The sequence below is a fragment of the Pelobacter seleniigenes DSM 18267 genome, assembly GCF_000711225.1.
GTDB classification, from domain to species: Bacteria; Desulfobacterota; Desulfuromonadia; order Desulfuromonadales; family Geopsychrobacteraceae; genus Seleniibacterium; species Seleniibacterium seleniigenes.
Genome location: NZ_JOMG01000002.1, coordinates 2711601 through 2733469, shown reverse-complemented (window position 1 = coordinate 2733469; position 21869 = coordinate 2711601). Strand labels below are relative to the sequence as shown.

Annotated in this window: 22 protein-coding genes; 4 read left to right on the top strand and 18 right to left on the bottom strand. The window is 58.5% G+C overall.

Going from position 1 to position 21869, the window contains the following annotated elements; all coding sequences use genetic code 11:
• Positions 1–421: 421 nt before the first annotated feature.
• The 3 genes from N909_RS0115335 to N909_RS0115325 all read left to right on the top strand — a co-directional run bounded on the left by N909_RS0115335 (position 422) and on the right by N909_RS0115325 (position 3380).
• Positions 422–1285: a P-loop NTPase gene (locus N909_RS0115335; RefSeq protein WP_051689811.1), complete on the top strand. Its 864-nt coding sequence runs from the start codon at positions 422–424 to the stop codon at positions 1283–1285.
• Between the two features lie 58 nt (positions 1286–1343).
• Entirely contained in the window at positions 1344–1757 is a 414-nt protein-coding gene (locus tag N909_RS0115330) for an archease (RefSeq protein WP_029916679.1), read from the top strand.
• Positions 1758–1949: 192 nt separating this feature from the next.
• Positions 1950–3380, top strand: a complete 1431-nt coding sequence (locus N909_RS0115325) for an RtcB family protein (RefSeq protein ID WP_029916677.1) — start codon at positions 1950–1952, stop codon at positions 3378–3380.
• Between the two features lie 61 nt (positions 3381–3441).
• Here N909_RS0115325 and N909_RS0115320 read toward each other — a convergent pair whose 3' ends face one another.
• The 6 genes from N909_RS0115320 to N909_RS0115295 form a co-directional block, all read right to left on the bottom strand.
• Complete coding sequence (locus tag N909_RS0115320; RefSeq protein ID WP_084167728.1) at positions 3442–4020, bottom strand: chalcone isomerase family protein; 579 nt, start codon at positions 4018–4020, stop codon at positions 3442–3444.
• Positions 4021–4033: 13 nt separating this feature from the next.
• A complete protein-coding gene (locus N909_RS0115315) occupies positions 4034–4573 on the bottom strand; it encodes a DUF2878 domain-containing protein (RefSeq protein WP_051689809.1) in 540 nt (179 codons plus the stop codon).
• Between the two features lie 13 nt (positions 4574–4586).
• Positions 4587–6557 (bottom strand): DUF1365 family protein, encoded by a 1971-nt coding sequence (locus N909_RS0115310; RefSeq protein ID WP_029916671.1) that lies wholly within the window; start codon positions 6555–6557, stop codon positions 4587–4589.
• Positions 6554–7837 carry an NAD(P)/FAD-dependent oxidoreductase gene (locus N909_RS0115305; RefSeq protein WP_029916669.1) on the bottom strand — a complete coding sequence of 428 codons (1284 nt, stop codon included), beginning with the start codon at positions 7835–7837 and terminating at the stop codon, positions 6554–6556. The genes N909_RS0115310 and N909_RS0115305 overlap by 4 nt, the downstream gene beginning before the upstream one ends.
• Complete coding sequence (locus N909_RS0115300; RefSeq protein WP_029916667.1) at positions 7834–8619, bottom strand: DUF1295 domain-containing protein; 786 nt, start codon at positions 8617–8619, stop codon at positions 7834–7836. The genes N909_RS0115305 and N909_RS0115300 overlap by 4 nt, the downstream gene beginning before the upstream one ends.
• A gap of 140 nt (positions 8620–8759) precedes the next feature.
• Positions 8760–9164, bottom strand: coding sequence for a DUF2177 family protein (locus N909_RS0115295; RefSeq protein WP_029916665.1), 405 nt, complete (start codon positions 9162–9164; stop codon positions 8760–8762).
• A 170-nt stretch (positions 9165–9334) separates the two neighbouring features.
• Between N909_RS0115295 and N909_RS0115290 the strand changes: the two genes are divergently transcribed.
• Positions 9335–10210 carry a MerR family transcriptional regulator gene (locus tag N909_RS0115290; protein WP_029916663.1) on the top strand — a complete coding sequence of 292 codons (876 nt, stop codon included), beginning with the start codon at positions 9335–9337 and terminating at the stop codon, positions 10208–10210.
• Positions 10211–10522: 312 nt separating this feature from the next.
• Here the strand turns inward: N909_RS0115290 and katG are convergent, their stop codons facing one another.
• The 12 genes from katG to cobI (N909_RS0115225) all read right to left on the bottom strand — a co-directional run bounded on the left by katG (position 10523) and on the right by cobI (N909_RS0115225) (position 21840).
• Entirely contained in the window at positions 10523–12733 is a 2211-nt protein-coding gene (gene katG / locus N909_RS0115285; protein ID WP_029916662.1) for a catalase/peroxidase HPI, read from the bottom strand.
• A 150-nt stretch (positions 12734–12883) separates the two neighbouring features.
• Entirely contained in the window at positions 12884–13333 is a 450-nt protein-coding gene (locus N909_RS0115280) for a Fur family transcriptional regulator (protein ID WP_029916660.1), read from the bottom strand.
• Positions 13334–13465: 132 nt separating this feature from the next.
• Positions 13466–14497, bottom strand: a complete 1032-nt coding sequence (locus tag N909_RS0115275; protein WP_029916658.1) for an aldo/keto reductase — start codon at positions 14495–14497, stop codon at positions 13466–13468.
• A 44-nt stretch (positions 14498–14541) separates the two neighbouring features.
• Positions 14542–15267: a FadR/GntR family transcriptional regulator gene (locus tag N909_RS0115270; protein WP_029916650.1), complete on the bottom strand. Its 726-nt coding sequence runs from the start codon at positions 15265–15267 to the stop codon at positions 14542–14544.
• 306 nt (positions 15268–15573) lie between these two features.
• Positions 15574–16347, bottom strand: a complete 774-nt coding sequence (cobK, locus tag N909_RS0115260) for a precorrin-6A reductase (protein ID WP_051689808.1) — start codon at positions 16345–16347, stop codon at positions 15574–15576.
• Positions 16347–17033: a precorrin-3B C(17)-methyltransferase gene (gene cobJ, locus N909_RS0115255; RefSeq protein WP_245613625.1), complete on the bottom strand. Its 687-nt coding sequence runs from the start codon at positions 17031–17033 to the stop codon at positions 16347–16349. Before cobJ ends, cobK begins: the two co-directional genes overlap by 1 nt.
• A 14-nt stretch (positions 17034–17047) precedes the next feature.
• Positions 17048–17830 carry a cobalt-precorrin 5A hydrolase gene (locus N909_RS0115250; protein WP_029916644.1) on the bottom strand — a complete coding sequence of 261 codons (783 nt, stop codon included), beginning with the start codon at positions 17828–17830 and terminating at the stop codon, positions 17048–17050.
• Complete coding sequence (cobM, locus tag N909_RS0115245; protein WP_029916641.1) at positions 17827–18585, bottom strand: precorrin-4 C(11)-methyltransferase; 759 nt, start codon at positions 18583–18585, stop codon at positions 17827–17829. The genes N909_RS0115250 and cobM overlap by 4 nt, the downstream gene beginning before the upstream one ends.
• A 1-nt stretch (position 18586) precedes the next feature.
• Positions 18587–19303, bottom strand: coding sequence for a precorrin-2 C(20)-methyltransferase (cobI, locus tag N909_RS0115240; protein ID WP_029916640.1), 717 nt, complete (start codon positions 19301–19303; stop codon positions 18587–18589).
• A complete protein-coding gene (gene cbiE, locus N909_RS24760) occupies positions 19300–19944 on the bottom strand; it encodes a precorrin-6y C5,15-methyltransferase (decarboxylating) subunit CbiE (protein ID WP_051689807.1) in 645 nt (214 codons plus the stop codon). Before cbiE ends, cobI (N909_RS0115240) begins: the two co-directional genes overlap by 4 nt.
• Positions 19945–20011: 67 nt before the next feature.
• The gene (gene cbiD / locus N909_RS0115230; RefSeq protein WP_029916630.1) at positions 20012–21097 is read right to left on the bottom strand and encodes a cobalt-precorrin-5B (C(1))-methyltransferase CbiD; all 1086 of its coding nucleotides are present in this window, start codon (positions 21095–21097) and stop codon (positions 20012–20014) included.
• The gene (gene cobI / locus N909_RS0115225; RefSeq protein WP_063336401.1) at positions 21094–21840 is read right to left on the bottom strand and encodes a precorrin-2 C(20)-methyltransferase; all 747 of its coding nucleotides are present in this window, start codon (positions 21838–21840) and stop codon (positions 21094–21096) included. Before cobI (N909_RS0115225) ends, cbiD begins: the two co-directional genes overlap by 4 nt.
• Between the last annotated feature and the right edge of the window lie 29 nt (positions 21841–21869).

Genomic DNA, 21869 nt, shown 5'->3' with positions numbered 1-21869 from the left:
GCAAAACCGGGACTGTCCCCGCACGGGGGCTGTCCCAGGTATTTGCGGTGTTAACCGCGACAGTTCCATGGCTCGCAAACTCTTGGGACAGCCCCCGATGCCCCTGGGGACAGTCCCGAGTTTGCTACGAAAGTGCTTAAACTAGCGCCATTCGTGGCTGTCCATTTTCATCAATCATCACTGCATAAGTGTCCCCAGGAACCGGCAGAGTAACCTTCCTCGGCAGGGTCATTTAATCTGCGCGACAACAGTGCTTGTGCAATTGCGGTGCACCGCAGGGGAATTGTAAACAGGGCCGGCATTGCTATACTTGGGGAACAATTCATTGCCGTACCTGTCAAAAAGCATCGACAGGGAATATTTCATCACGACAAGGCATCATGATGATGGCAGGGCCAAGCGACCTTCACCGGAGATCCACATGAGCAAGTTTATGGACCGCACCACTTCGCTACGACGGCACCAACCGCAGCAGATTCCGCTCACTGCCCGCGGTATAGACGCAGTGCAGCAGGTTATCGCCGTGACCGGAAAAGGGGGCGTCGGCAAGAGTACGCTGGCGGTCAATCTGGCCACGGCGCTGGCTCAGGCGGGACATAAAGTCGGTCTGCTCGACGCTGATCTGACCGGAGTCAGCATTCCGCTGATGCTCGGCCTGGAGCAGTTGGAAGAGCAGACCATCAAAAGAGGTTTGCCGGTCAGCAGCTGCGGCATTTCGGTGATGTCGGCAAGCCTGCTTGATCAAGCGGGGCAGGAATTCGTATCTGCCGAGGCTGGCACAGGCCAACTCCTCTACTGGCTGCTCGATCGGATTCATTGGGGCGAGCTGGACTATCTGCTCATCGATCTCCCGGCCGGCTCGGATGAGCCTCTGCTCAGTCTGGCCCGGCTCCACCCGGTGACCAACCTGCTGCCGGTGACCACTCCGCAGAAAATCTCCCTGGCCAACGTCAGACACAGTCTTGACCTGTGCCGGCAAGTTAACCTGAAAGTTCTCGGTCTGGTGGAGAACATGTCCTATTTCATGTGCGAACACCGCACCAACCCCATTGAAATCTTCGGCATTTTCAGTGCCGGTGGCGGACAGAAATTCAGTGAGGAATATCACCTGCCGCTGCTCGCGACCATCCCTATCGAAATGGCCATTGGCCAGGCCGCGGAAACCGGCATCCCGGTCACCATTGCAGCGCCGGAGTCACCGGCCGCTGCCATTTTCCGGCAACTCGCGGACAGCCTGGCTGCGAGCCTGCCGGTACGCCCGGAAATCAAAAGCGAAATCCCATGACGGTGCGCTTCAATCCATTTGCCCGCTCCTGCGCCGACTCCGCGACAAGGACAGGCTGATGCCTTGGGAGCATTTCTATCACACCGCCGATGTCGGTATCCGTGGCATCGGCTCCTCCCTCGCTGAAGCCTTTGCTGAAGCCGCAGTCGCTCTGATCGCCGTGATCACCGATCCCGCCTGCGTCGAAGCAAAGACCGCTATCGAACTGACCCTGACCGCGGAAGATCCCGAACTGCTGCTTTATGAATGGCTGAATGCCCTGATCTTTGAAATGGCGGTCCGCAAACTGCTGCTAGGGAGCTTCCAGCTTACTATTGAGGGGAACCGGCTGACTGCAAGAGTCGCCGGAGAACCGGTTGATCCGGCGCGCCATCACCCACGGGTGGAGGTCAAAGGAGCGACTCTGACCGCCTTGCAGGTCCGCCGCAGGAAAAACGGCACCTGGCTGGCCCAGTGCGTGGTCGACGTTTAGCGAGCTGATAAAAAACCGGCAATAAGCGAGTAAAAGCAATGACGATTCTTCATCTCCTCGATTTTGTGTGGTGGCCAAACGCCGATCTTCCACCACGCTTGAAAAAGGTCCTGGCTCCTTTCCTCCCCTGCCCCTCTGCGCTAAAATCATGTTAACAGAACTGCTTACAATGACTGGTCCGGGAGCAAACCAATGAGCTTAAAACCGGAAGCAACCACTGATCCCTTTGTCTGGCGTATTCCCCCGCAGGGGCGGATGCAGGTGCCAGCCATAATCTATGCCGATCGCCGGCTGCTCGGGCAGATGGACAGTAAGGTATTCGAACAGCTGGCCAACGTCGCCGGGCTGCCGGGTATTCAGGGAGCGGCTTATGCCATGCCCGATGCCCATTGGGGTTACGGCTTCCCCATCGGTGGGGTCGCGGCCTTTGCGGCTGAAGAGGGTGGGGTGATCTCCGCCGGCGGGGTCGGCTTTGACATCTCCTGCGGCGTCCGCACCCTGCACACCGGACTGAACCGGGAGCAGCTTGCGGCACGCAAAACCGAACTGGCTGACCGCCTGGCCAGGGACATTCCGGCCGGGGTCGGCAGTACCGGCCCATTACGCTTGAACCAGCGCAGCATGGATCAGATGCTCAGCGGTGGGGCGGCCTGGGCGGTCGAGCAGGGCTACGGCAGCACTGCGGATCTGGAACGGATCGAGGAACAGGGGCGGGTCGAAGGGGCTGTGCCGCAGGAGGTTTCGGCCAAGGCCAAGCAACGCCAGCAGGACCAGATGGGCACCCTCGGTTCCGGCAATCATTATCTGGAGATTCAGGAAGTCGAACAGATTTTCGATGCAGCGGCGGCAGCCGGGTTCGGCCTTCAGCAAGGGGACATCCTGGTCAGCATTCATTGCGGGTCACGGGGCTTGGGGCATCAGATCGGCACCGAATTCCTCGCCGCCATGGTGGCGGCAGCTCCGCGTCATGGCCTGCAGTTGCCGGATCGGGAACTGGCCTGCGCCCCCATTGATTCAGCCCTCGGTCGCTCTTACCTGGGAGCGATGCGGGCCGCAATCAACTGTGCCCTGGCCAACCGGCAAATCCTCACCCAGCTGTGCCGGGAAGCCTTTGCCAAGGTACTGCGCCAGGCTGAACTGCGCCTGCTCTACGATGTTTCCCACAATACCTGCAAATTCGAACAACACTTGGTCAACGACCGTCCCAAGAAGCTGTTTGTCCACCGCAAGGGCGCGACCCGGGCCTATGGTCCCGGCCATCCGGAACTGCCACCCGGGCTGCGCGACATCGGCCAACCGGTTCTGATCGGCGGCTCCATGGGCACTTCATCCTACATTCTGGTTGGCACCACAGCCGGCGCAACCCAAGCCTTCAGTTCTTCCTGCCACGGCGCAGGCCGGGCCATGAGCCGGCGCCAGGCCAGCAAACGCTGGCGCGGCAAAGAGCTGATCGCCACCCTCCAGGAACAGGGAATATTAATCCGCAGCCCGTCCCTGCGCGGCGTGGCCGAAGAGGCTCCGGGTGCCTACAAAGAGGTCAACCAGGTTATTGAAGCGGCGGACCGGGCCGGCCTGTCACGCAAAGTGGCCCGGCTGAAACCGCTGATCTGTATCAAGGGGTGATGACGGGCGCTACGCCAAGGTCGACCATTTTGATTCGTCTTCGGCCTTGCCCACGAGCGACTTACCATGAACCCTGCAACAGGGCATCACGGAACGGTTCACTGATCGGTTCACTCCCCAGCCAAAGACCCAAATAGGCGACGGCGAAATCGGCTCCCGGGACGGTGCCCAGCAATTGACCGTTAAGTCTCAGTTCAGTCCCGATTCGTGGCTGATAGGCGAGACTGTAGCGGTCACCCGGCTCGACATTGCGAAACCATCGATAAAACGGCTGCAGACGCCTGGCCAGGGAGAGGTAGTCCGTCTCGGTCAGGTTCTCCCGCAGCAATTGATCCGAAGCGGCAACCAATTCCTCGGCCGTGAAGCTACGATAATAGGCAATGTCCAAACGTTTCGGCACATCCTCTGCCCAGTCCGCGCCGCTGACTCCATCCGGCAGGTAAAAGGCCCCGGCATAGACGTCGAACAGCAGAGCCCAGGTCAGCACTGCGGTTCCGCTCAGTTTCAACTCGTATTGGTCCAATACAGCACGCTCGGGAAACTCGGCCTCGGCACTCTTTTCCGCCGCCACCGCCCCAGGCAATAAGGCAAACATACTGAGCAGGATTCCTGCTATCAGCGCCCCAAAGAATCTTGGCATAGCACCTCCGGGTTCAAGCCAAGCCACGATAGCGCCCGGTGCACGGCTTGAATCGACTGCTCAACCAAACCAGCAATGGCACGACCAGCGCCCAGACCAGGGCCAGACTCAGCACACTGAACAAAAGGTTGTCACCGAACTGTGCCGCCCCGAGCTGTACTCCACTCCAATAAGCAAAAGGTCCACCCAACAAGCCGAAAAAAGCAGCCAGCCAGTAACGACCGGCCAGCCAGTGCAAGGCAAACCGGAACAGGGTCGCAAACTGGATCCACACAACCAGAATCCACGCCGGCAACCACAGCGGCCAGCCCGGCTCGACTTTAAAGGTCACCACCCCCAGAGCCTGTTGGGCACCGTCAACCAGGGCGCCGAGCAGCCCGGCGGCAACCATCAGCCGCAATTCGGCCACACGTTCTGTTGCCAACAGCAGGTGAACACCGACCAGCACCAGCGCCACCAGTGCACCACTGCGCGGGAAGCCTTGCCCGGCCCCGAGGACACAGCTCAACCAGCCGAGCTGATAGAGGGTCAGATTGATCATTTTAGCGAACATCGCTGTCCTCTCCTCAGCCGGAGAGCGGCTTTGCCAGCACCAGTCGGGTCAGATCGATGATTCGTGCGCTGAATCCCGCCTGACAGTAAGCTAAGTAGTATTCCCACTTGCGCAAAAATGTATCGTCGTAACCAAGTACGCGCAGCTGCGGTTTTTCTGCCAGGAACCTGGTCCGCCAATGATCGAGGGTCAGGGCATAGTCGGCTGCACTATTTTCCAGGCTGTCGATTCTCAATGGCGAACCGGTGGCGATCGCTTGCGCCAGGGCACCGATAGACGGCAAGTGACCACCGGGAAAGATATGTTTGCGAATCCAGTCGGAACTGTAACGGTAGGCCGCATACTTGTGGTCCGGAAGGGTAATCACCTGAATCACCGCCTTGCCGCCGGGGCGCAGCGCCTGCCCGCAGCCAGAGAAAAAGGCCTTCAACCCACCATGGCCCACGGCTTCCAACATTTCGATGGAGACAATCTTATCCCACTGCCCGGTGAGCTGCCGATAATCGCACAGCTGCAGGCTGATCCGCTCTTCCAGCCCGGCCTGCCGAACCCGCTCCCGGGCCAATTTGAGCTGCTCGTGGGAAAGGGTGATACCGGTCACCCGGCAACCGGTTTGGCGCACCGCCTCGATGGCAAAACTCCCCCACCCGCAGCCAATTTCCAGGACATGATCATCCCTGCCGATGTCAGCCAGTTCAATCATTGTCTGGAGTTTGTTACGCTGTGCTTGTTCGAGGGACTCCCCCGCATGACGGAACAAGGCTGCCGAATAGGTCATGCTCGGGTCGAGAAAGCTGGCAAAGAAATCATTGCTCAGATCATAGTGTTCACGGATATTTCTCGAACTGCCCGCGAGGGTGTTGGCGCGTAATTGGTGGCGCAGATAATTCACCCAGCGACCGAACCAAGCGCTCACCATGCCCCGGTCATCCACCAGGTCGGCGTTGGCTGCCAGCATGGTCAACAACCCCGGCAGATCAGCGCTGCTCCAGTCGCCATCCATATAGGCTTCCCCGAAGCCGATCTCACCGGCAAACATCACGCGCCTGAAAAATCGATTAGTCCGCACCTGCAGCTGCTGCGGCTTTACGTCAGCAGTTCCAAAACTAAGCTGACGACCGTCAGGCAGGTGAAGGGCAAGCTGCCCCTGTTTGAGTTTAGAGAGATGCCTCTGGGCAAAAAACCGCCCGATCCGCTCAAGCAGAGTCGGCGGTAATAAACGGATGGTCATGGAATGATCTGGGATTGGTTTAGTATGCACTGGAAGCCTCCTTTGCCAATAGAGTTTCGCCGCCTGCCAAAGAATACGTGGCATGGTCAGGGCAGCTGAGAAAGGATGACGAACGATCGTGCGCAGCAGGGCTCCGCTGGTTAAAGGCTCAGCCCGCCCCTGGATCCGGGCAATAAATATCAGCTGTTCTGCTTGATGTAAATGGATCCGGTTATCAAGCTGCTGCTCTGGTTCGGTGATTTGAAACTGGTAGCGGCCATCACGACTGAAGAAGGGCGAAACATGAAACTGTTTGTCGCTGTTATACACGAGCCGACCGTCAATACGATCAGCCCCTGGATCGGCGAGCAGGTAAAGGTGCATCTCACCGAAGGTGTTGTTGACCTGCGCCAGAACGCAGAGTAGTTCTCCTGACTGTCGGTAACAGTAGAAAAAACTGATCGGATTAAAGACATAGTTGAAATAACGCGCTGCCGTGACCAGCATGACCCGGCCAAGAACATCCTTAAACCCCTCTTCGCTGAGCAACTGCTGCAGCTTTTCACGGATCGGTTGATCCCCGACCAGGAGGTAATCTTTGTCATGGATCGCCACCGGCCGTAGCTGATTATAACCAAACAGCGGATTTTCCCTGGCGAGCTCGGGCAGGTCATCCAGGTCGAAGGCGTAGAAATAGACCGGGTAACGAAAACTGTGCTGAACCGGTTGAAGCCGTGAATGACTGACCTCTCCCTGATAAATCAACGATGTCATAAGTCAACTCCAAGAGCCTTGCCGACCGCCACCGCTGAGCGGACCGCATCCTCATGAAAGCCGTAACCGAAATAACTGCCGCAAAACCAAGTGTTGAGAACTCCGTTGAGACTCGGCAGCCCTGCCTGGGTGGACAACGAGGAAAAACTGTATTGCGGATGCTGATAAGCAAACTCGGCTATCACCGTCTCCGGATGAAAACTCTCGCTCCGGTTGAGAGTGACACAGTAGTCCCGCTGCGCCTTTAGTCCCTGCAACCGATTCATGTAGTAGCTAACAAAAACAGGGTGATCTTCCGTCCCTTGAGCCGCTTCGCGGGTAAAATTCCAGGCCGACCAGGCTGCCCGTTGCGGCGGAAGCAACGAAGCATCCGTATGCAGCACAGTACGATTCAGTTGGTACTGCCAGGGCGCGAGCAAGCGTTGCTCATCCAAACTCGGATCACCCAAAAGACGGAGGGCCTGATCGGCATGGGTCGCGATCACCAGACGATCAAACCATTCGGAACGCCCGTCACTAAGCTGGAGTCGAACGCCGGTCTCTGTCCGGAAAACATTCTCAACTCCGGCATTCAAAAGAATGTCGCCAGTGAATGTTTTGCTGAAAGCCTTGATATAGGAATAGCTCCCGCCAACCACCGTCTTCCATTGTGGTCGGTTATAAAAAGAGAGCAGTCCATGATTATCAAAAAAACGCAGGAACGATTCAGCAGGGAATTCGGCGGCCCGCAGGGTCGGCGTCGACCAGATCGCTGCCGCCATCGGCAGCAGATAGTGAGTGCTCATAAACTTGGAAAAATTCCCTCGCTGCAAATATTCACCGAGCGTCTCATGCGGCACAGCCTCTGCGGCAAGATCCTGGCGAGCCTGTTTGTTGAAACGGGCAATCTCCAATAAAAACCGATAAAACTTCAGGCTGAGCAAGTTGCTTCGCTGAGCGAACAGACCATTCAGATTGTTACCTGCATAAACAAACCCACTCTGCAGACACTGAAAACCGAATGACATCTCGCTGTTGCGAGTAGCAACCCCAAGCTGTGCAAGAAATTTCTGAAACAGTGGATAGGTAGCATCGTTGAGCACGATGAACCCGGTATCTATCGCCAACCCGGCATCCGGTCCATCCTTGATCTCGATGGTATTCGTGTGCCCACCAAGATAATGATTCTGCTCGAACAGCGAGACCTGATATTTGTGCTGCAGCAGATAGGCACTGACAATGCCGGCAACACCGCCGCCAACCACAGCAACCCGAAGCTTCCGCGAATCTCCGTCACTCATGGCTTCTCCTCTTTCGCCCTAGGGATACCCGGAAAAAGTGCATTCGTCCTTTTTTTATAGGCCTCGAACTCGGGATTGCCCTGATACTTGGCTTCGAGCATCGGGATTCCGGAAACTTTCAGAAGCAAAAAATCGATCAACAATGGACTAATCAGAGCAAACCAGCCGAGGGGAGAACCAAAAGCAACCAGGAAGACGCCCCACCAAAGGACCGCTTCTCCAAAATAATTGGGGTGCCGGGTCAGGCGCCATAGCCCCTGCTGGATAATTTTCCCGTGATTGGCCGGATTGTTCTTAAACCGCAACAATTGCCAATCGCCAACCGCTTCGAAGAGGAACCCGAACAACCAGACCATGCCCCCGAAAAGGTCTAGCCAACCAAGCGCATCTCCTGGCTGGGCAAAGCTCAATAACAATGGCAGTGCCACCAGGTAAATAACCGCCCCCTGCAACATAAAAATCTGCAAGAAACTCCGCCAGACAAAACTATCGCCCCAGCTCTCGCGCCATTGCCGGTAACGAAAATCCTCCCCCTGTTCAGTCTGTTTGCGCAGGGCAACATGAGCTGTTAAGCGAAGGCCCCAGAGACTGACCAGTCCGAGCAGCAGCAACTGCCTTGGGTGGTCATTGCCATACAGGATATAGCCACTCCAGCCGACAAGAACAAAACCCAAGCCATAAGCGATATCGACGATGCTATTGTCCTTCTGTCCCATAGCGATCAAAAAGACTGCGGTCATAAAGATGAAAAGAATAATTCCGCAAAACAGAAACAGGCTCATCGTGGCACATACCTTTACAGTTGAAGATGAAAGTCAATGGTGAACCGGTTCCGGCAATCACCCAATCATTTATCAAACTCCAGCCATCATCAATGGTTCGACCAACCCACCCTGAGATCAGGCGGACCACAGGACGATTCTTAACTGAGCCAGCGACCGATCAGATACCCGCCGGAGGCGACCAGAGCACAGAGGAGCGTTCCCCAGGCGATATCGATCACAACCACCTTGAGTGGCCAATCGCGCAAGGTGGCCAAATTGGTCAGATCGTAAGTAGCGTAGGTAAAAAATCCGAACAAGGCCCCCCATAAAGCAGCCTTTGCCAAAGAGGCCGTGTCCAATCCCGGCTTGACGGCAAAGAGAATGATCCCGGCAATGTAAACACAATAGAAGACCAGCGCCGCCGGCCAGTTAACCGCCGGACTAAGAAGATGGGACAGATTATTCTGGTAGAAGTTTTTTGCTACCACCCCGAGCCAAAGCAGATCGACGGCAAAAAAAAGCGGGACGGTCAGCAGATAGAGTTTTAGATAATATCCGAACATAGCGTTTTGCCTTCCTCATCCCAGAGCGTAATTCCCATCAGCACAAAGCCACAGCAACAATTCGCGACAAAAGTTTTTCAATTTGACCGGAACCACCCCTCAGACAATGCTTGATTTTTTATATTTTATATTTAAAATACAAATAAATACAATATTGTCTAGGACAAAATATGACGATTCAGCAACTCAGCCAAGAAACTGGTATAGGTATCGATACCTTACGAATCTGGGAACGGCGCTACGGCTTCCCGGTGCCTGATCGCGACAGCCGTGGCCACCGTAGTTATTCTCAAAAGCAGGTGGACGAACTGCGAATTGTCAAGAGTCTGCAAAGTTATGGGCAAAGACCTGGGAAAATTTTCTCCTTGAGCGGACAGGAACGTCGTCAGTTGCTCGAGACATTGGTGGGACGGGACAGACCGGACAATCAACGGCTGCAACAGCTGATCGAAGAGTTTCCCCCCTCCCAGATAGCCCAAGAGATGGCCAAGCAGAGGGAAAAGCTTGGCCTGGAGCTATTTATTCTGAAATTTGCAGTTCCCCTGCTGCAACTTCTCGACCGCAACTGGGCGAAGGGACAACTCAGTATCGCCCGTGAACACTTGATTTCCGACCACCTGGAAGACGTAATCAAGCCCGAATTTGCAACGCTGTCAGCAGACAAGCCACAGATTCTGTTTTTGACCATGAACGGTGAGCGCCACAAACTGGGTCTGCTGCTGGCGGCAGCGTTGTTTCATGCTGCAGGGGTCAACTGTATCTGGATAAATGAGAGCTTGCCTCTTTCCGAAATTCCGCCGTTGGCCCAAGAGTTGGGCGTCGCCGGTGTCGCCCTGTCCTTCAGTTCCCATTATTCAAAACGCCAAGCGAAACAGGACCTTGGCAACCTGAGAAAGGAGCTTCCTACCGATATCAAACTGGTCGCCGGAGGACAGGCGGCACAACAAATTCCCAGCCTCCCGAACCTGCTTGTCTGCACCGACCTGCGGAAGATCCGACAGCTGGTAGGCAGACATTTTCGCGGCCAGAAAGATGAATTGATTTAAAAGAAGTATTGAATTCAACCGACTTTCTAACCGACAGACCGGCCAGACCGTTCAGCAGAAAAACAAATATTTACAACCTAATATGCAAGAAATCTGGGATTACAGACCTCAGCGAAGAACTGTAATCCCAGATTTCTAAAAACAGCAGCGCAATCAAAGATTGCTGGTTGATACGCCAGAAGATCAAGCGCACGCAGCACTGCCTGACCTGAAGTTTTAATCGGGAAAAGCTCTCTTGCGAACCTTGCCCTGAGCACAGCCGCCCCGCTGCACCAGAGCAACGGGGCGGCCCCTCATCTTTGCCGACAAAGCTCAGATCAGATCGAAACGATCGAGGTTCATCACCTTGTTCCAGGCGGCAACAAAATCGTGGAGGAATTTTTCCTGGCCATCCGCGCAGGCATAGACTTCGGCGATGGCCCGCAAACGCGAATTGGAACCGAACAGCAGATCGATCCGGGTCCCGGTCCATTTGACCCGGTCGCTCCCCCGTTCCCGTCCTTCGAACAGCTCGGCCTCTGCCGAGATAGGCCGCCAGCTGGTGCCCATATCGAGCAGGTTAACAAAAAAATCGTTACTCAGGGTTTCCGGCCGGCTGGTAAAGACTCCATGGGGCGATTGCCCGAAGTTGGCCCCCAAGACCCGCAGACCGCCGACCAGAACGGTCATCTCCGGAGCAGTCAGGGTCAACAGCTGGGCGCGGTCGATCAATAACTCCTCGGCCGAAACACTGAACCGGGCCTGCTGGTAATTGCGGAAACCGTCCGCTTTCGGTTCGAGCACGGCAAAGGCCTGCACATCGGTCTGTTCCTGGCTGGCATCGCTGCGCCCGGGGCTGAAGGGAACAGCGACCTTAAAACCGGCCTGCTGGGCGGCCCGCTCAACCGCGGCACAGCCGCCGAGCACAATCAGATCGGCCAGGGAAACCTTTTTCCCATCCGCCTGGGCATTGTTGAACTCCTGCTGAATCCCTTCCAGGGCCTGCAGGACCGCGGCCAGCTGCTCCGGCTGGTTGACCGGCCAGTCTTTCTGCGGCGCCAGGCGCAGCCGCGCCCCATTGGCGCCGCCACGCATGTCGGAACCGCGGAAGGTCGATGCCGCGGCCCAGGCCGTGGTCACCAGTTGGGAGATGGACAGCCCGGCAGCCAGGATCTTGTCTTTGAGGGCCGTGCAATCGGCTTCGTCGATCAGCGGATGAGTCACGGCCGGCACCGGGTCCTGCCAGAGCAGCTCTTCCGCCGGCACTTCCGCCCCCAGGTAGCGGGCGCGCGGCCCCATATCACGATGAGTCAGTTTGAACCAGGCCCGCGCAAAGGCATCAGCAAACTCGGCCGGATTGGCCAGGTAGCGGCGGGCAATGGGCTCGTAGATGGGATCGTAACGCAGGGAAAGATCCGCGGTGGTCATCATCGGCCGGTGTTTTTTGGCAGGATCGTGGGCATCGACCACCATATCCTCGGGCGCCACGTCCTTGGCCAGCCACTGCCACGCGCCGGCCGGGCTCTTGACCTTTTCCCATTCGTATTTGAACAGTACTTTCAGATAACCCATGTCCCAGGTGGTCGGGTTTGGCTTCCAGGCCCCCTCGATGCCACTACCGATGGTATCCCCGCCTTTGCCGCTGCCGAAACGGCTTCGCCAGCCGAGCCCCTGCTCCTCCAGCCCTGCCGCCTCCGGTTCCGGACCGATCAGGGCGGCATCGCCGGCGCCATGGCATTTGCCGAAGGTATGCCCGCCGGCCACCAGAGCCACGGTCTCCTCATCGTTCATGGCCATCCGTGCAAAGGTTTCCCGCACATCGATCCCTGATGCCACCGGATCCGGGTTCCCATCCGGACCTTCCGGGTTGACATAGATCAGCCCCATCTGCACGGCGGCGAGGGGATTTTCCAGGTCGCGTTCACCGGAGTAGCGACTCTTCGGCTGATCGCTGGTCGCCAGCCACTTCTCTTCGGCGCCCCAGTAGATGTCCTCTTCCGGCTCCCAGATATCTTCCCGCCCGCCGGCGAAGCCGAAGGTTTTGAAGCCCATGGATTCCAGGGCGCAGTTGCCGGCCAGAATCATCAGATCGGCCCAGGAGATTTTCCGGCCGTATTTTTGTTTGATCGGCCACAACAGGCGCCGCGCCTTGTCAAGATTGACATTGTCCGGCCAGCTGTTGAGGGGTGCAAAACGTTGATTGCCGGTGCCGGCGCCGCCCCGGCCGTCGCCCATCCGATAGGTCCCGGCGCTGTGCCAAGCCATCCGGATCATCAGTCCGCCGTAGTGACCGTAGTCCGCCGGCCACCACTCCTGCGAGTCGGTCATCAACGCATAAAGGTCCTGCTTGACGGCTTTAAGGTCAAGACTTTTGAATTCCTCGGCGTAGTTGAAACTCTCATCCATGGGATTGGAAAGATTGGAATGCTGGTGAAGAATATCCAGGTTCAGCTGCTGCGGCCACCAGTCCCGGTTGGACGTGCCGCCACCGGCCACCTGGCGACTGCTGTGCCCCGTCACCGGGCACTTGCCTGCTTCACTCATAAAACTCCTCCTGTATTTCGGGTTAAAAAGGAAGCCGTACCCTGGCTGCGGCGATTCCTTTGGTTGCAAGAGAAAAGAAGATGAATAAAGGGATACCACAGGCTATTACATTGTCAATATCAGTTAGGAATTATTCCTTAAAAGGACTATCTATTTCAATTTTTGTTGACTCTGGCAGGCGGGGCAGATGCCGAAAAATTCCAGTTGGTGGGACTGGATCAGAAAGCCGGTGACCTGCCCCAGCTCTGCGGTCAATTGCTGCAGAGCACTCAGTTCCGGGTCGACAATTGCCTGGCATTCGGTACAGATCAAATGGGGATGAGGATAGGGTTTACGGCCGTCATAGCGGTTGCGCTCCGCAGCCAGGCGGATTTCCAGAATCTCCCCGAGTTCTTTGAGCAGATTGACGGTTTTATAAACCGTCGCCAGACTGGTGGTGGGATAGTCCGCCCGCACCTGTTCGAAAACATCTTCGACGCTGGGGTGATCGGCGTTGCTGAGAAAGGCTTTGAGCACCGCGAGGCGCTGCGGCGTCACCCGAAAATCATGGGTCCGCAGTTTGGTGATGATCTTCTCAAGGCGAATCGACGGGTCGTCCATGGTCATCCTTGTCAACAGGCAGCAGGGGATGGCTCCCAACCATGCTGCGGCGCTCAAAAACAGTTAATAAATGATACAGGCCCATGAAAGGATGTCAACGAGCACTCCGCTGCCGCAGGGAGACTGCCAGGTTCAGCCCTCCTGCAAGGCGCTCAAATGCTGCTGGAACAGCTGATAATGCTCCTTCAGCGTGGCCGGGATGGGCAGATCGTACGGGCAACGTTCCACACAGCTGCCACAGCTGTTACAGAGCGGCACGGTTTCCATGGCGGCTCGACTGAATTGCGGAGCGATGGCTGCCGTCATCCGGTTGGTGACGATCCGATAGGCCATGGCCGGGGTGATCTTGACGCCTTGCGGGCAGGGCTGACAATATTCGCAGCGCCGGCAGAAGTTCTGCCCCAGTTCCCGCCGATAGCGCTCCATGACCGCCAGGTCCTCCGGACCGACCTGATTGGGGGAGTCATAACAGGCAAGAACCTGGTCGATCTGGGCAATCGATTCAAAACCGGGTATCGGTAGCAAATGAGGGAACTGACGCAGGTATTTGAAGGCCACGGCGGCATCATCAAGCACCCCGCCGGCGAATGGTTTCATGACGATGATCCCCTGGCCAAGCTCGCTCGCCAACGGGAAAAGCTCGTTGGCGGCATCCTCCTCGATCAGGTTGAATGGAAACTGAATAGTATCGAACAGCCCGCTACGCACCAGACGCAGGGCCATCGGCAGGCTGTGCGACGTCACCCCCAGATAGCGGATCAAGCCCGCCTGCCGGGCCCGGGTCGCTTCTTCAAGAGCACCCCCAGGAGCGGTCATGGCCTGCCAGTCCTGCTCCCTGGAGACCTGATGGAACTGATAAAGGTCGAGATAATCGGTCTGCAGCATGGTCAGGCTGCGCTGCAGATGCTCCTGCACCCCGACCCCGTCCCGCCGTTGAGTTTTGCTGGCCAGGATCACCTGATCACGCAAGCCGGCAAAAGCGCTGCCGATTTTTTCCTCGCTGTCACGGTAGGCATTGGCGGTATCGAAAAAGTTGATCTGCCGCTCCAGCGCGTAGCGCAATACCCGAACCGCGTCAGTGTGCTCAAGACGGATGATCGGGATCGCGCCGAAGCCGATTGCGGAGACATTCAGGTCCGTCCTGCCCAGCTGGAAATAGTCCATGCTTTCCTCTGCAAGTCGAAGCTGTTGCTGTTGACGGTCGCGGTTCAGGCTCCGGTGTCCGGGGCCTTCATCAGCAATGATTCATACCTGGCTTTGCTGTTCACCAGATGCGTCCGCATCGCCTCCCGGGCCTCCACCGCATCTTTATTGGCCAGGGCCTGGTAAATATGCTGATGTTCCAGATAAAGCTCCTGCATGTAGCAAAGTTGCTGCTCCGGGTCGACCGGGCGTTTACAAAAGCGCGAACGGGTGATCACTTTCGGTGGAATAAAATTAAAGAAATCGACATAGCGGCGATTATTGGTGGCTACGGCAATCCCAAAGTGGAAATCGTAGTCCGCATCTTCGGCGGACTGACCTTCTTCGATCAGTCCTTTCATTAGCAGCAGCGCCTGGTAGATCTTCATCTGCTGAGCCCCGGTGCAACGGTCCGCAGCCAGCCCAGCGGCTTCAATCTCCATGGCCATTCGCAATTCAAGAAATTCCAGGATATCCGCCAAGTCCTCGTAATCAAGACTAAACATGGGGCCGCTCTCGGCTTTGGGAGTCGGCTCCAGGACATAGACTCCGGCCCCTTGCCTGGTATCGATCAGCCCCGCCGCTTTCAACCCGGCCAGGGCTTCGCGGATCACGGTCCGGCTGACTCCGAACTGTTTGACCAGAAAGGGTTCGGAAGGGAGCGCGGCCCCGACCGCATAGCGGCCGCTGGCGATATCACTTTTCAAAGACCGCACCACCCGGTCGGTCAACGATTCCCTGTTTGGTTTCATAAGCCCTCTGCTTACAGAAAATTCATATGATGAGTCAAAATTAGCTTAATTTTTCAATCAATTAAGAAGTCTTCCGCAAAGAAACTCTTAATATCTCTTAACTGGGGTGATTCTATTCAGTAACCAGCGGCTTGTCCAACTGTTTTTTAAACCCGGTAGGCAGTATATAGGAGTTGGCTTTGGAAGAGGATGCAACCGGACGCGCATGAGCGCCGCCCAAGTGGCACTCTTTTGCCAAGTGGAAAGTCCGGGGAGTTATTGGGGCGAGACGATCGACACCCCGTCGGAAAGGCTATGAAGAAAAGGTTACAAAATTGCCCTGATGCTGTCGAGCAAAGTCGGAATGTCGGTCACAGCAGCATGCTCAAACGGTCCGCTGTCATGCTCTGCAGGGCGGCGGATCATAATGACCAGACAGTCTTCCTTGCGCGCGGCGGCGATCTTTTCAGCAACCCCGCCGGCCACACCGCTGTCCTTGGTCACCAGGACACCGATCCGCAGGGTCGCGATGAGCTTGCGGTTCTGCTCCTCGGAAAAAGGCCCCCGGGCAAAGATCCGGTTGGCCTCCGGGATTCCCGCCGCTGCGCAGGCCGCAACCGCGTCCGGGTGCGGCAGGACCCGGACAAACAGGGGCACGCCTTCGCGCCGGGCGGCATGAACATAGGGCTCCAGGTTGCGCGAACCGGTGGTCAGCAGCACCGGGCTGCCGAAAGAGACGGCCAGTTCGGCGGCCTCCTGATGATCGGCCACTTCGAACAGCTCGTCCGCGCTAAGCGCGCAGGCGGGTCGTTGAAAGCGGAAATACGGGAGTTGATAGCGGGCCGCCACCGCACGAGCAGTGCGCTGCAATTCAACGGCAAAAGGGTGGCTGGCATCGACGATCAGCCGAAGCCCCTCGCGGACCAGCAACGCGCTCATCCCTTCTTCGTCCAAGCGGCCGCAGCGCCGCCGGATCAACGGATGCCGGCCCACATCCAGCTCGGCATCCGTCGCCGTCGAGACCAGCACCGGCAATTCCAGCCCGGCCAGAGACTCGGCCAGGCCAGCGGTCTCGGAGGTGCCCCCGAACAGCAGAATCATCAATAATAACCCCGCGGCGTCACCATCCGGCCGGCGATCAGCCGGGTGCTGCGGTTGCCGATGATGACGATGGAGGTCATACCGATCTCCTCGTCGAGGAAATGGCCAAGGTCGCTATGCACCACCTGCTGCTCAGCCCGGCTCGCCGCAGTGACGATCCCGACCGGCGTGGTCAGCGGCCGCACAGCACGAAAGATCGCCGCCGCGTCGTCCAGTTGATGGCGGCGTTTTTTACTGCGCGGATTATACAGCGACACCACCAGGTCCGCTGCGGCAACGGCTTGCAGCCGCTCGACGATGGTCTCCCAGGGGACCAGCAGGTCGCTGAGACTGATGGTGGCGGAGTCGAGCATCAACGGCGCACCGAGCTGAGCGGCGGCGGCATTGGCGGCACTGACCCCGGCAATCACTTCGATGGCCACAGCGAACCCTTCCGCAGCAGCCATCTCCATGGCCAGTCCGGCCATTCCGTAGACCCCGGCATCCCCCGAGGAGATCAGGCCGACCACAGCCCCCTCTGTCGCAGCCTCCAGGGCCGCGCGGCAGCGTTCGGTCTCCTGGCGCATCCCCGAACTCAGGGTCTGGCGGCCAGCGCACAGATCCGCGATGGAATCCAGATAAGGCCCGTAACCGACCAGCAGGGAACAGGCCCCGATCGCTTCTTCGGCGCGGCGGGTCCGATCCAGCGGACTGCCCGGTCCTATCCCAACGACGTACAGTTTTCCTGCGCCACGGCTATGGTGATGCCGTCCAGCGCTTGCTTCCTGACGATTAATGACGTCCTCCTTCCGGCCAGCAGCGCGGCCGGTTCGGCAACGGCGGGCAGACCGATTTTCTCGTTAACAAATTCCGATGATTGAAAATCACGGCAGCAGCCGCGAATACTGTCATGGCCAATAATCCGTAATGGAATCCCCAGGCTCGCCGCGGCCTGTTGCAGCCCTGCTTCATCCGCCTTGACCTGCGCCGTAGCCAGCAAGCGGACCCGTTCCTGGGCCAGCTCATGCTGGTGCAAAACCTGCCTGACGGCAGCGACAATGGCGGCGGATTCCTTCCCCTTGCGACAGCCGATCCCAACAATCAGATCCTTGACCGCCTCGGTGGTGGTGGTAATGACCGGCTCCGCATCGAGCAGATTGGCGACCGTCAGAGCCAGGTCATTGGCGCCTCCTTCGTGTCCGCTGAGCAGGCTGATCACGTGCCGCCCGCCGACATCGGCCACCACCACGGCCGGGTCCCGCAGTTTGCTCTGCGGACAGTCGGCCAGGGAGCGGACCACCACCCCGCACGGTGCGATAAAGATCAGCCCGTCATAGGCCGCAAACAGTTGCGGGGTCAGCTCCATGATCCGGCTGAAGCGGTGCGCTGTCGCTACGCCGGCGACGCTGTCATGCAGATAGATCTGCAGCTCGGCGAGGCCCGCCTGCAAACGCCGGCACAGGGTCAGCCCCTGCGGCGAGAAGGTGACGGCGGCCAGTTTCATCTCTCGTCTCCACGCCGATAACCGTGGCTGAAGGACCGATGGTAAAGACGGGACACCGGAATATCGCGGGCCAGGGCCTGACCGACAATAATCATCGCGGTTTTGCGGATCTGCTCCTGCTCAACCTTGAGCGCGATATCGGCCAGGGTTCCGCGGACCACTTTTTCATCCGGCCAGGACGCATGAAAGACCACCGCCGCCGGGCAGTCGGCTCCATACCAGGGGGCGAGCTCGCCAGCGACTTCGCCGATCTTGTGCACCGACAAAAACAGGCACAGGGTCGAGCGGGTTTTGGCCAATTGCTCCAACTCTTCCTGTTCCGGCATCGGGGTGCGCCCGGAGGTCCGACTGAGAATGATCGTCTGCGAAACTTCCGGCGCGGTCAGTTCGGTCTTCAGGGTCGCGGCCGCGGCCTGGAAAGAACTGATCCCGGGAATCACTTCATAGTCGATGCCGAGTCGGTCAAGGCTGTTCATCTGTTCGCGGATCGCTCCGTAAATGGCCGGATCACCGGTATGCAGGCGGATCAGGTCGACCCCCCGCAACTGGGCCTGGCGAAACACCACCTCCATCTCCTCCAGGGTCATTTCCGCGGAGTCGTAAAGGTCGGCCCCGGCCGGCGCCAGGGCGACCACCTCAGGGCTGACCAGGGAACCGGCATAAATGCAGATCTCGCAGTGACTGAGCAGGCGGTGCGCCCGCACGGTCAGCAGTTCCGGGTTGCCCGGTCCGGCTCCGACAAAAAATACTTTCATATCAACCTTCCGTATCAATAAGAATGACGGCCAGATTCCCTTGCTCGGCAGGCGCACCGCGCAGCCGGCGCAGATCGGTCTCGATGACCTGCTCGGGAAATCCGGCCCGGGCGACAAAAACCGCCCGTTCCACGAGTTGTAATTCTTCGAGCAGTTCGATGACCGCGTCCAGCTGGCGGCCGATCTTCATCAGCACCAGGGTCCCGCCGTTGGCGAGAGCCCGGCGGACATCACTTAAGGCGGTCACCGTGGGCAGAATCGTGACCGGAGCGGTCCCGCTGCCGAGGTTGAAACCGGTCAGGGCGGCACAATGGGAAAACGAGCTGATCCCCGGCACGATCTCGACCGCTGCTTGCGGTTGCCGGCGCCGCAGGGCGCGCAGTAAATAGAGGGAGGTCGAATAGAGTTGCGGATCCCCAAGGGTTACAAAAGCGACCTTCTGCCCCTTTTGCAGCCGCTCATCGATGGCCGCAGCGGTCGCCTCCCAATGTGCGCTGCGGGCCGCGCTGTCAGCCGCTACCGAAAAAGTCACCGGGCAGATTTCAGCCTGCTCCGGCGCATAACGACGAGCGACGTCGTCAAGCCAGGTCTGACGGCTGAGCCGGGACACCGGGACATAGACACAGGAACTCTGCTGCAGCACCCGAACGGCCTTGAGCGTCAGCAACTCCGGATCCCCGGGGCCGACGCCGACAATGGTCAGAACGCCGCTGTTCAAGCGAGCAGCTCTTTTTTCAGCAGCAGCAGAATGGTGCGGGTGGAAAAGGATTTCTTCATCAGCTCCTCCGCACCGGAAAAGATCTGCACCTGCTCGGTTGGCAGGGTCAGATCCTCGCAGCTGACCGCCAGGTAATCGTCCCCCAGCGAAGTCAGCTGTTCGGCACACCAGGAAACCGCCTGATTGGTGCCGGCCAGCACGGCGATTTTGTCGTGTCGATACAGATCCCGATAGGTCAAGGCCGGGGTGCGACCGTGGGCACTGACCAGCAGGGCATCGCTCCAGCCGAGGGCCAGCCGCGAAAAAGCCAGCTGGACCGAGCTGACGCCAGGCAACACCCGGCAGTTGGCCCGCCCAAAATGGCCGATCACCAGCTGGGCCAGGCTGTACACGCCGGTATCCCCGGAGACCAGCACACAGACCTGTCGCCCCTGCTTCGCTTCAATCTGCTCCAGGACGGGATCCATGCGGCCGCGCACTTCGATCCGTTCGCAACGGACATGGCTGAACATATCCAGCAGATGGGGAGCCCCGACCAGAACCTCGGCCTCTTCCGCAGTCTTTTTGACGATCGGGCAGACATAGTCTGGGTGGCCCGGTCCGCAACCGGCAATAATAATCGGCTTTGCTTTCTGCATCATTTCACCAACTGTCCTTTGTTAGAAAAAATAACCCGCCACATCGATGAGGTTCATCTGCGGCGATATTTCAGTCCGCAACCGGTTCCCCGCCAGCTTTATCCCAGGGCGTCAAGGAACCACTGCTGCCGATCAATTCTCCCTGCAGATTGATCAGGACCACAGCTGTTTCAGGCAATTGCACAAATTTCCGGCTAACGGTCAGGCGGATCCGTTCGGCCAGTCGGTCAGCGATCTGTTGCCGCTCGGCCCCGCCCAGCTGCGCCATAAACAATTCTTCCACCGTGTTGGCCGTTTCGGGCAGGGTCATTCCAGCTGCCCGGCAGAGGTCCTGAACCAAAGGCACCGCGCTCTGCGACTGTGCCGAATGAGTCTGCCACTGGCCCATGGCCAGTTTTCCCAGTTTTCCCGGGTGCCCCAGCAGGAGCAAGCGGCGCAGGCCGAGCCCGGCCAGCTCCTCCAGCATGTAACCCCATTCATTGCTGACTTCAATCACCTGGCTGGCGCCAAGCTGAAAATGTCTTAGCGCGGCCCGCCGCCCCATATTGCCAGGAACAGCCACCAGTGCGTCAAGTTTTTCGGCCACGGCGACATCCAGTGCGCATTTAAGTCCTGCGCGCAGGGCGGGAATACTGAACGGCCGGACCCGCCCGGTGGTGCCGAGAATCGAAATGCCCCCGACAATCCCCAGACGCGGATTAAAGGTCTGGGCGGCCAACCGCTCACCGTCGGGAACGCTGACCGTCACATCGAAACCGGCGCTGCTCAGTTCTGCCAAAGCGCTGCTGATCAGTTGCCGCGGACCCGGATTGATGGCCGCTTCGCCGGGCGGCAGGGCCAGCCCGGCCTTGGTCACCACTCCGACCCCGGGACCGGCGATAAAACGGTGGCAGTCACGGCCGTTGAGGGCGACCTTGACCCGGAGCAGAGCCTGGTGGGTGACATCCGGGTCGTCCCCGGCATCCTTTTCCACCGCGGCTTCAGCAGCGCCGTCAGTCAGGGTAAGGTCATGGACCGGAAGACTGATCCGTGCCCCGTCGGGCAAAGTAAGCTCTGCCCTGTTGACCTGTTCGCCGGTCAACAGCAGGGTCGCCGCCGCCTTAGCCGCCAACGCGGCACAGGTTCCGGTGGTCAGCCCCCAGCGCAGGGATTTCATAATTCCTGCCAGCCACGCTGACCGAGATGGATGATCATGGTGGTCATATAGCCGAGTTCCTGTGGTTCCCAGCGGCTCAGATCGGCGACCACCCGCTCCCCTTCCCCCTGGCCGCCCGCGCAGACCAGGCTGGCCCGGGCCAGCAGGTCATGCCGCTTGAGCAGTTCCAGCAGCTCCGGCAAAGCGGTCGCCGCCTTGAACAGGACCAGGGTTTCGCAGCCGGACAGAGCCTGTTCCACCGCCCCCAGATCGGTCGCCGCCATGATCTGCAAACGATCCTCCTGCAGGGTCAACGGCTGGCCGAAACGGCTGGCAACCATCTGAAAAGCGCTGATGCCGGGGGTCAGATGCAGCTTCTCCGGCGGCAGTAACGCTCCCAGGGCAGCCAGCAGATAGGAACTGGTCGCATAAATCAGCGGATCGCCCAGGGTCACCTGCACCACCGCCTTCCCCTGCTGACAGAGCTCGGCGACCTGCGTCGCCAATTCCCCCCAGCGCTGGCGGGTCTTGTTATTTTCCCGGGTCATGGGATAGCGCAGCACGATAATTTCCTGGTCATGCAGAAAATCTTCGACCGCGGCCAGCGCCAGACTGGTCTGCGAATTCTTCGACTGTGGTGCAACGATGACATCGGCCGATTCGATCAGCCGGGCCGCCTGCAAGGTCACCAGTTCCGGATCGCCCGGACCGACTCCGACCGCATAAAAATGTCCCGCCTGTGCTGTTATTCTCTGTTTTGCCACAAACTCACCTAATCCAACAACCGGTAACC

Bases quoted from the DNA above. Each gene is read 5' to 3' on its own strand.
- N909_RS0115325 (WP_029916677.1), top strand. From the start codon at position 1,950: ATGAGCTTAAAACCGGAAGCAACCACTGATCCCTTTGTCTGGCGTATT.
- N909_RS0115280 (WP_029916660.1), bottom strand. From the start codon at position 13,333: ATGGACGACCCGTCGATTCGCCTTGAGAAGATCATCACCAAACTGCGG.
- N909_RS0115290 (WP_029916663.1), top strand. From the start codon at position 9,335: ATGACGATTCAGCAACTCAGCCAAGAAACTGGTATAGGTATCGATACC.
- katG (WP_029916662.1), bottom strand. From the start codon at position 12,733: ATGAGTGAAGCAGGCAAGTGCCCGGTGACGGGGCACAGCAGTCGCCAG.
- N909_RS0115295 (WP_029916665.1), bottom strand. From the start codon at position 9,164: ATGTTCGGATATTATCTAAAACTCTATCTGCTGACCGTCCCGCTTTTT.
- N909_RS0115330 (WP_029916679.1), top strand. From the start codon at position 1,344: ATGCCTTGGGAGCATTTCTATCACACCGCCGATGTCGGTATCCGTGGC.
- cobM (WP_029916641.1), bottom strand. From the start codon at position 18,585: ATGAAAGTATTTTTTGTCGGAGCCGGACCGGGCAACCCGGAACTGCTG.
- N909_RS0115275 (WP_029916658.1), bottom strand. From the start codon at position 14,497: ATGGACTATTTCCAGCTGGGCAGGACGGACCTGAATGTCTCCGCAATC.
- N909_RS0115335 (WP_051689811.1), top strand. From the start codon at position 422: ATGAGCAAGTTTATGGACCGCACCACTTCGCTACGACGGCACCAACCG.
- N909_RS0115315 (WP_051689809.1), bottom strand. From the start codon at position 4,573: ATGTTCGCTAAAATGATCAATCTGACCCTCTATCAGCTCGGCTGGTTG.
- cobK (WP_051689808.1), bottom strand. From the start codon at position 16,347: ATGATTCTGCTGTTCGGGGGCACCTCCGAGACCGCTGGCCTGGCCGAG.
- N909_RS0115300 (WP_029916667.1), bottom strand. From the start codon at position 8,619: ATGAGCCTGTTTCTGTTTTGCGGAATTATTCTTTTCATCTTTATGACC.
- cbiE (WP_051689807.1), bottom strand. From the start codon at position 19,944: ATGATGCAGAAAGCAAAGCCGATTATTATTGCCGGTTGCGGACCGGGC.
- N909_RS0115310 (WP_029916671.1), bottom strand. From the start codon at position 6,557: ATGACATCGTTGATTTATCAGGGAGAGGTCAGTCATTCACGGCTTCAA.
- N909_RS0115305 (WP_029916669.1), bottom strand. From the start codon at position 7,837: ATGAGTGACGGAGATTCGCGGAAGCTTCGGGTTGCTGTGGTTGGCGGC.
- N909_RS0115320 (WP_084167728.1), bottom strand. From the start codon at position 4,020: ATGCCAAGATTCTTTGGGGCGCTGATAGCAGGAATCCTGCTCAGTATG.
- N909_RS0115250 (WP_029916644.1), bottom strand. From the start codon at position 17,830: ATGAAACTGGCCGCCGTCACCTTCTCGCCGCAGGGGCTGACCCTGTGC.
- cbiD (WP_029916630.1), bottom strand. From the start codon at position 21,097: ATGAAATCCCTGCGCTGGGGGCTGACCACCGGAACCTGTGCCGCGTTG.
- N909_RS0115270 (WP_029916650.1), bottom strand. From the start codon at position 15,267: ATGAAACCAAACAGGGAATCGTTGACCGACCGGGTGGTGCGGTCTTTG.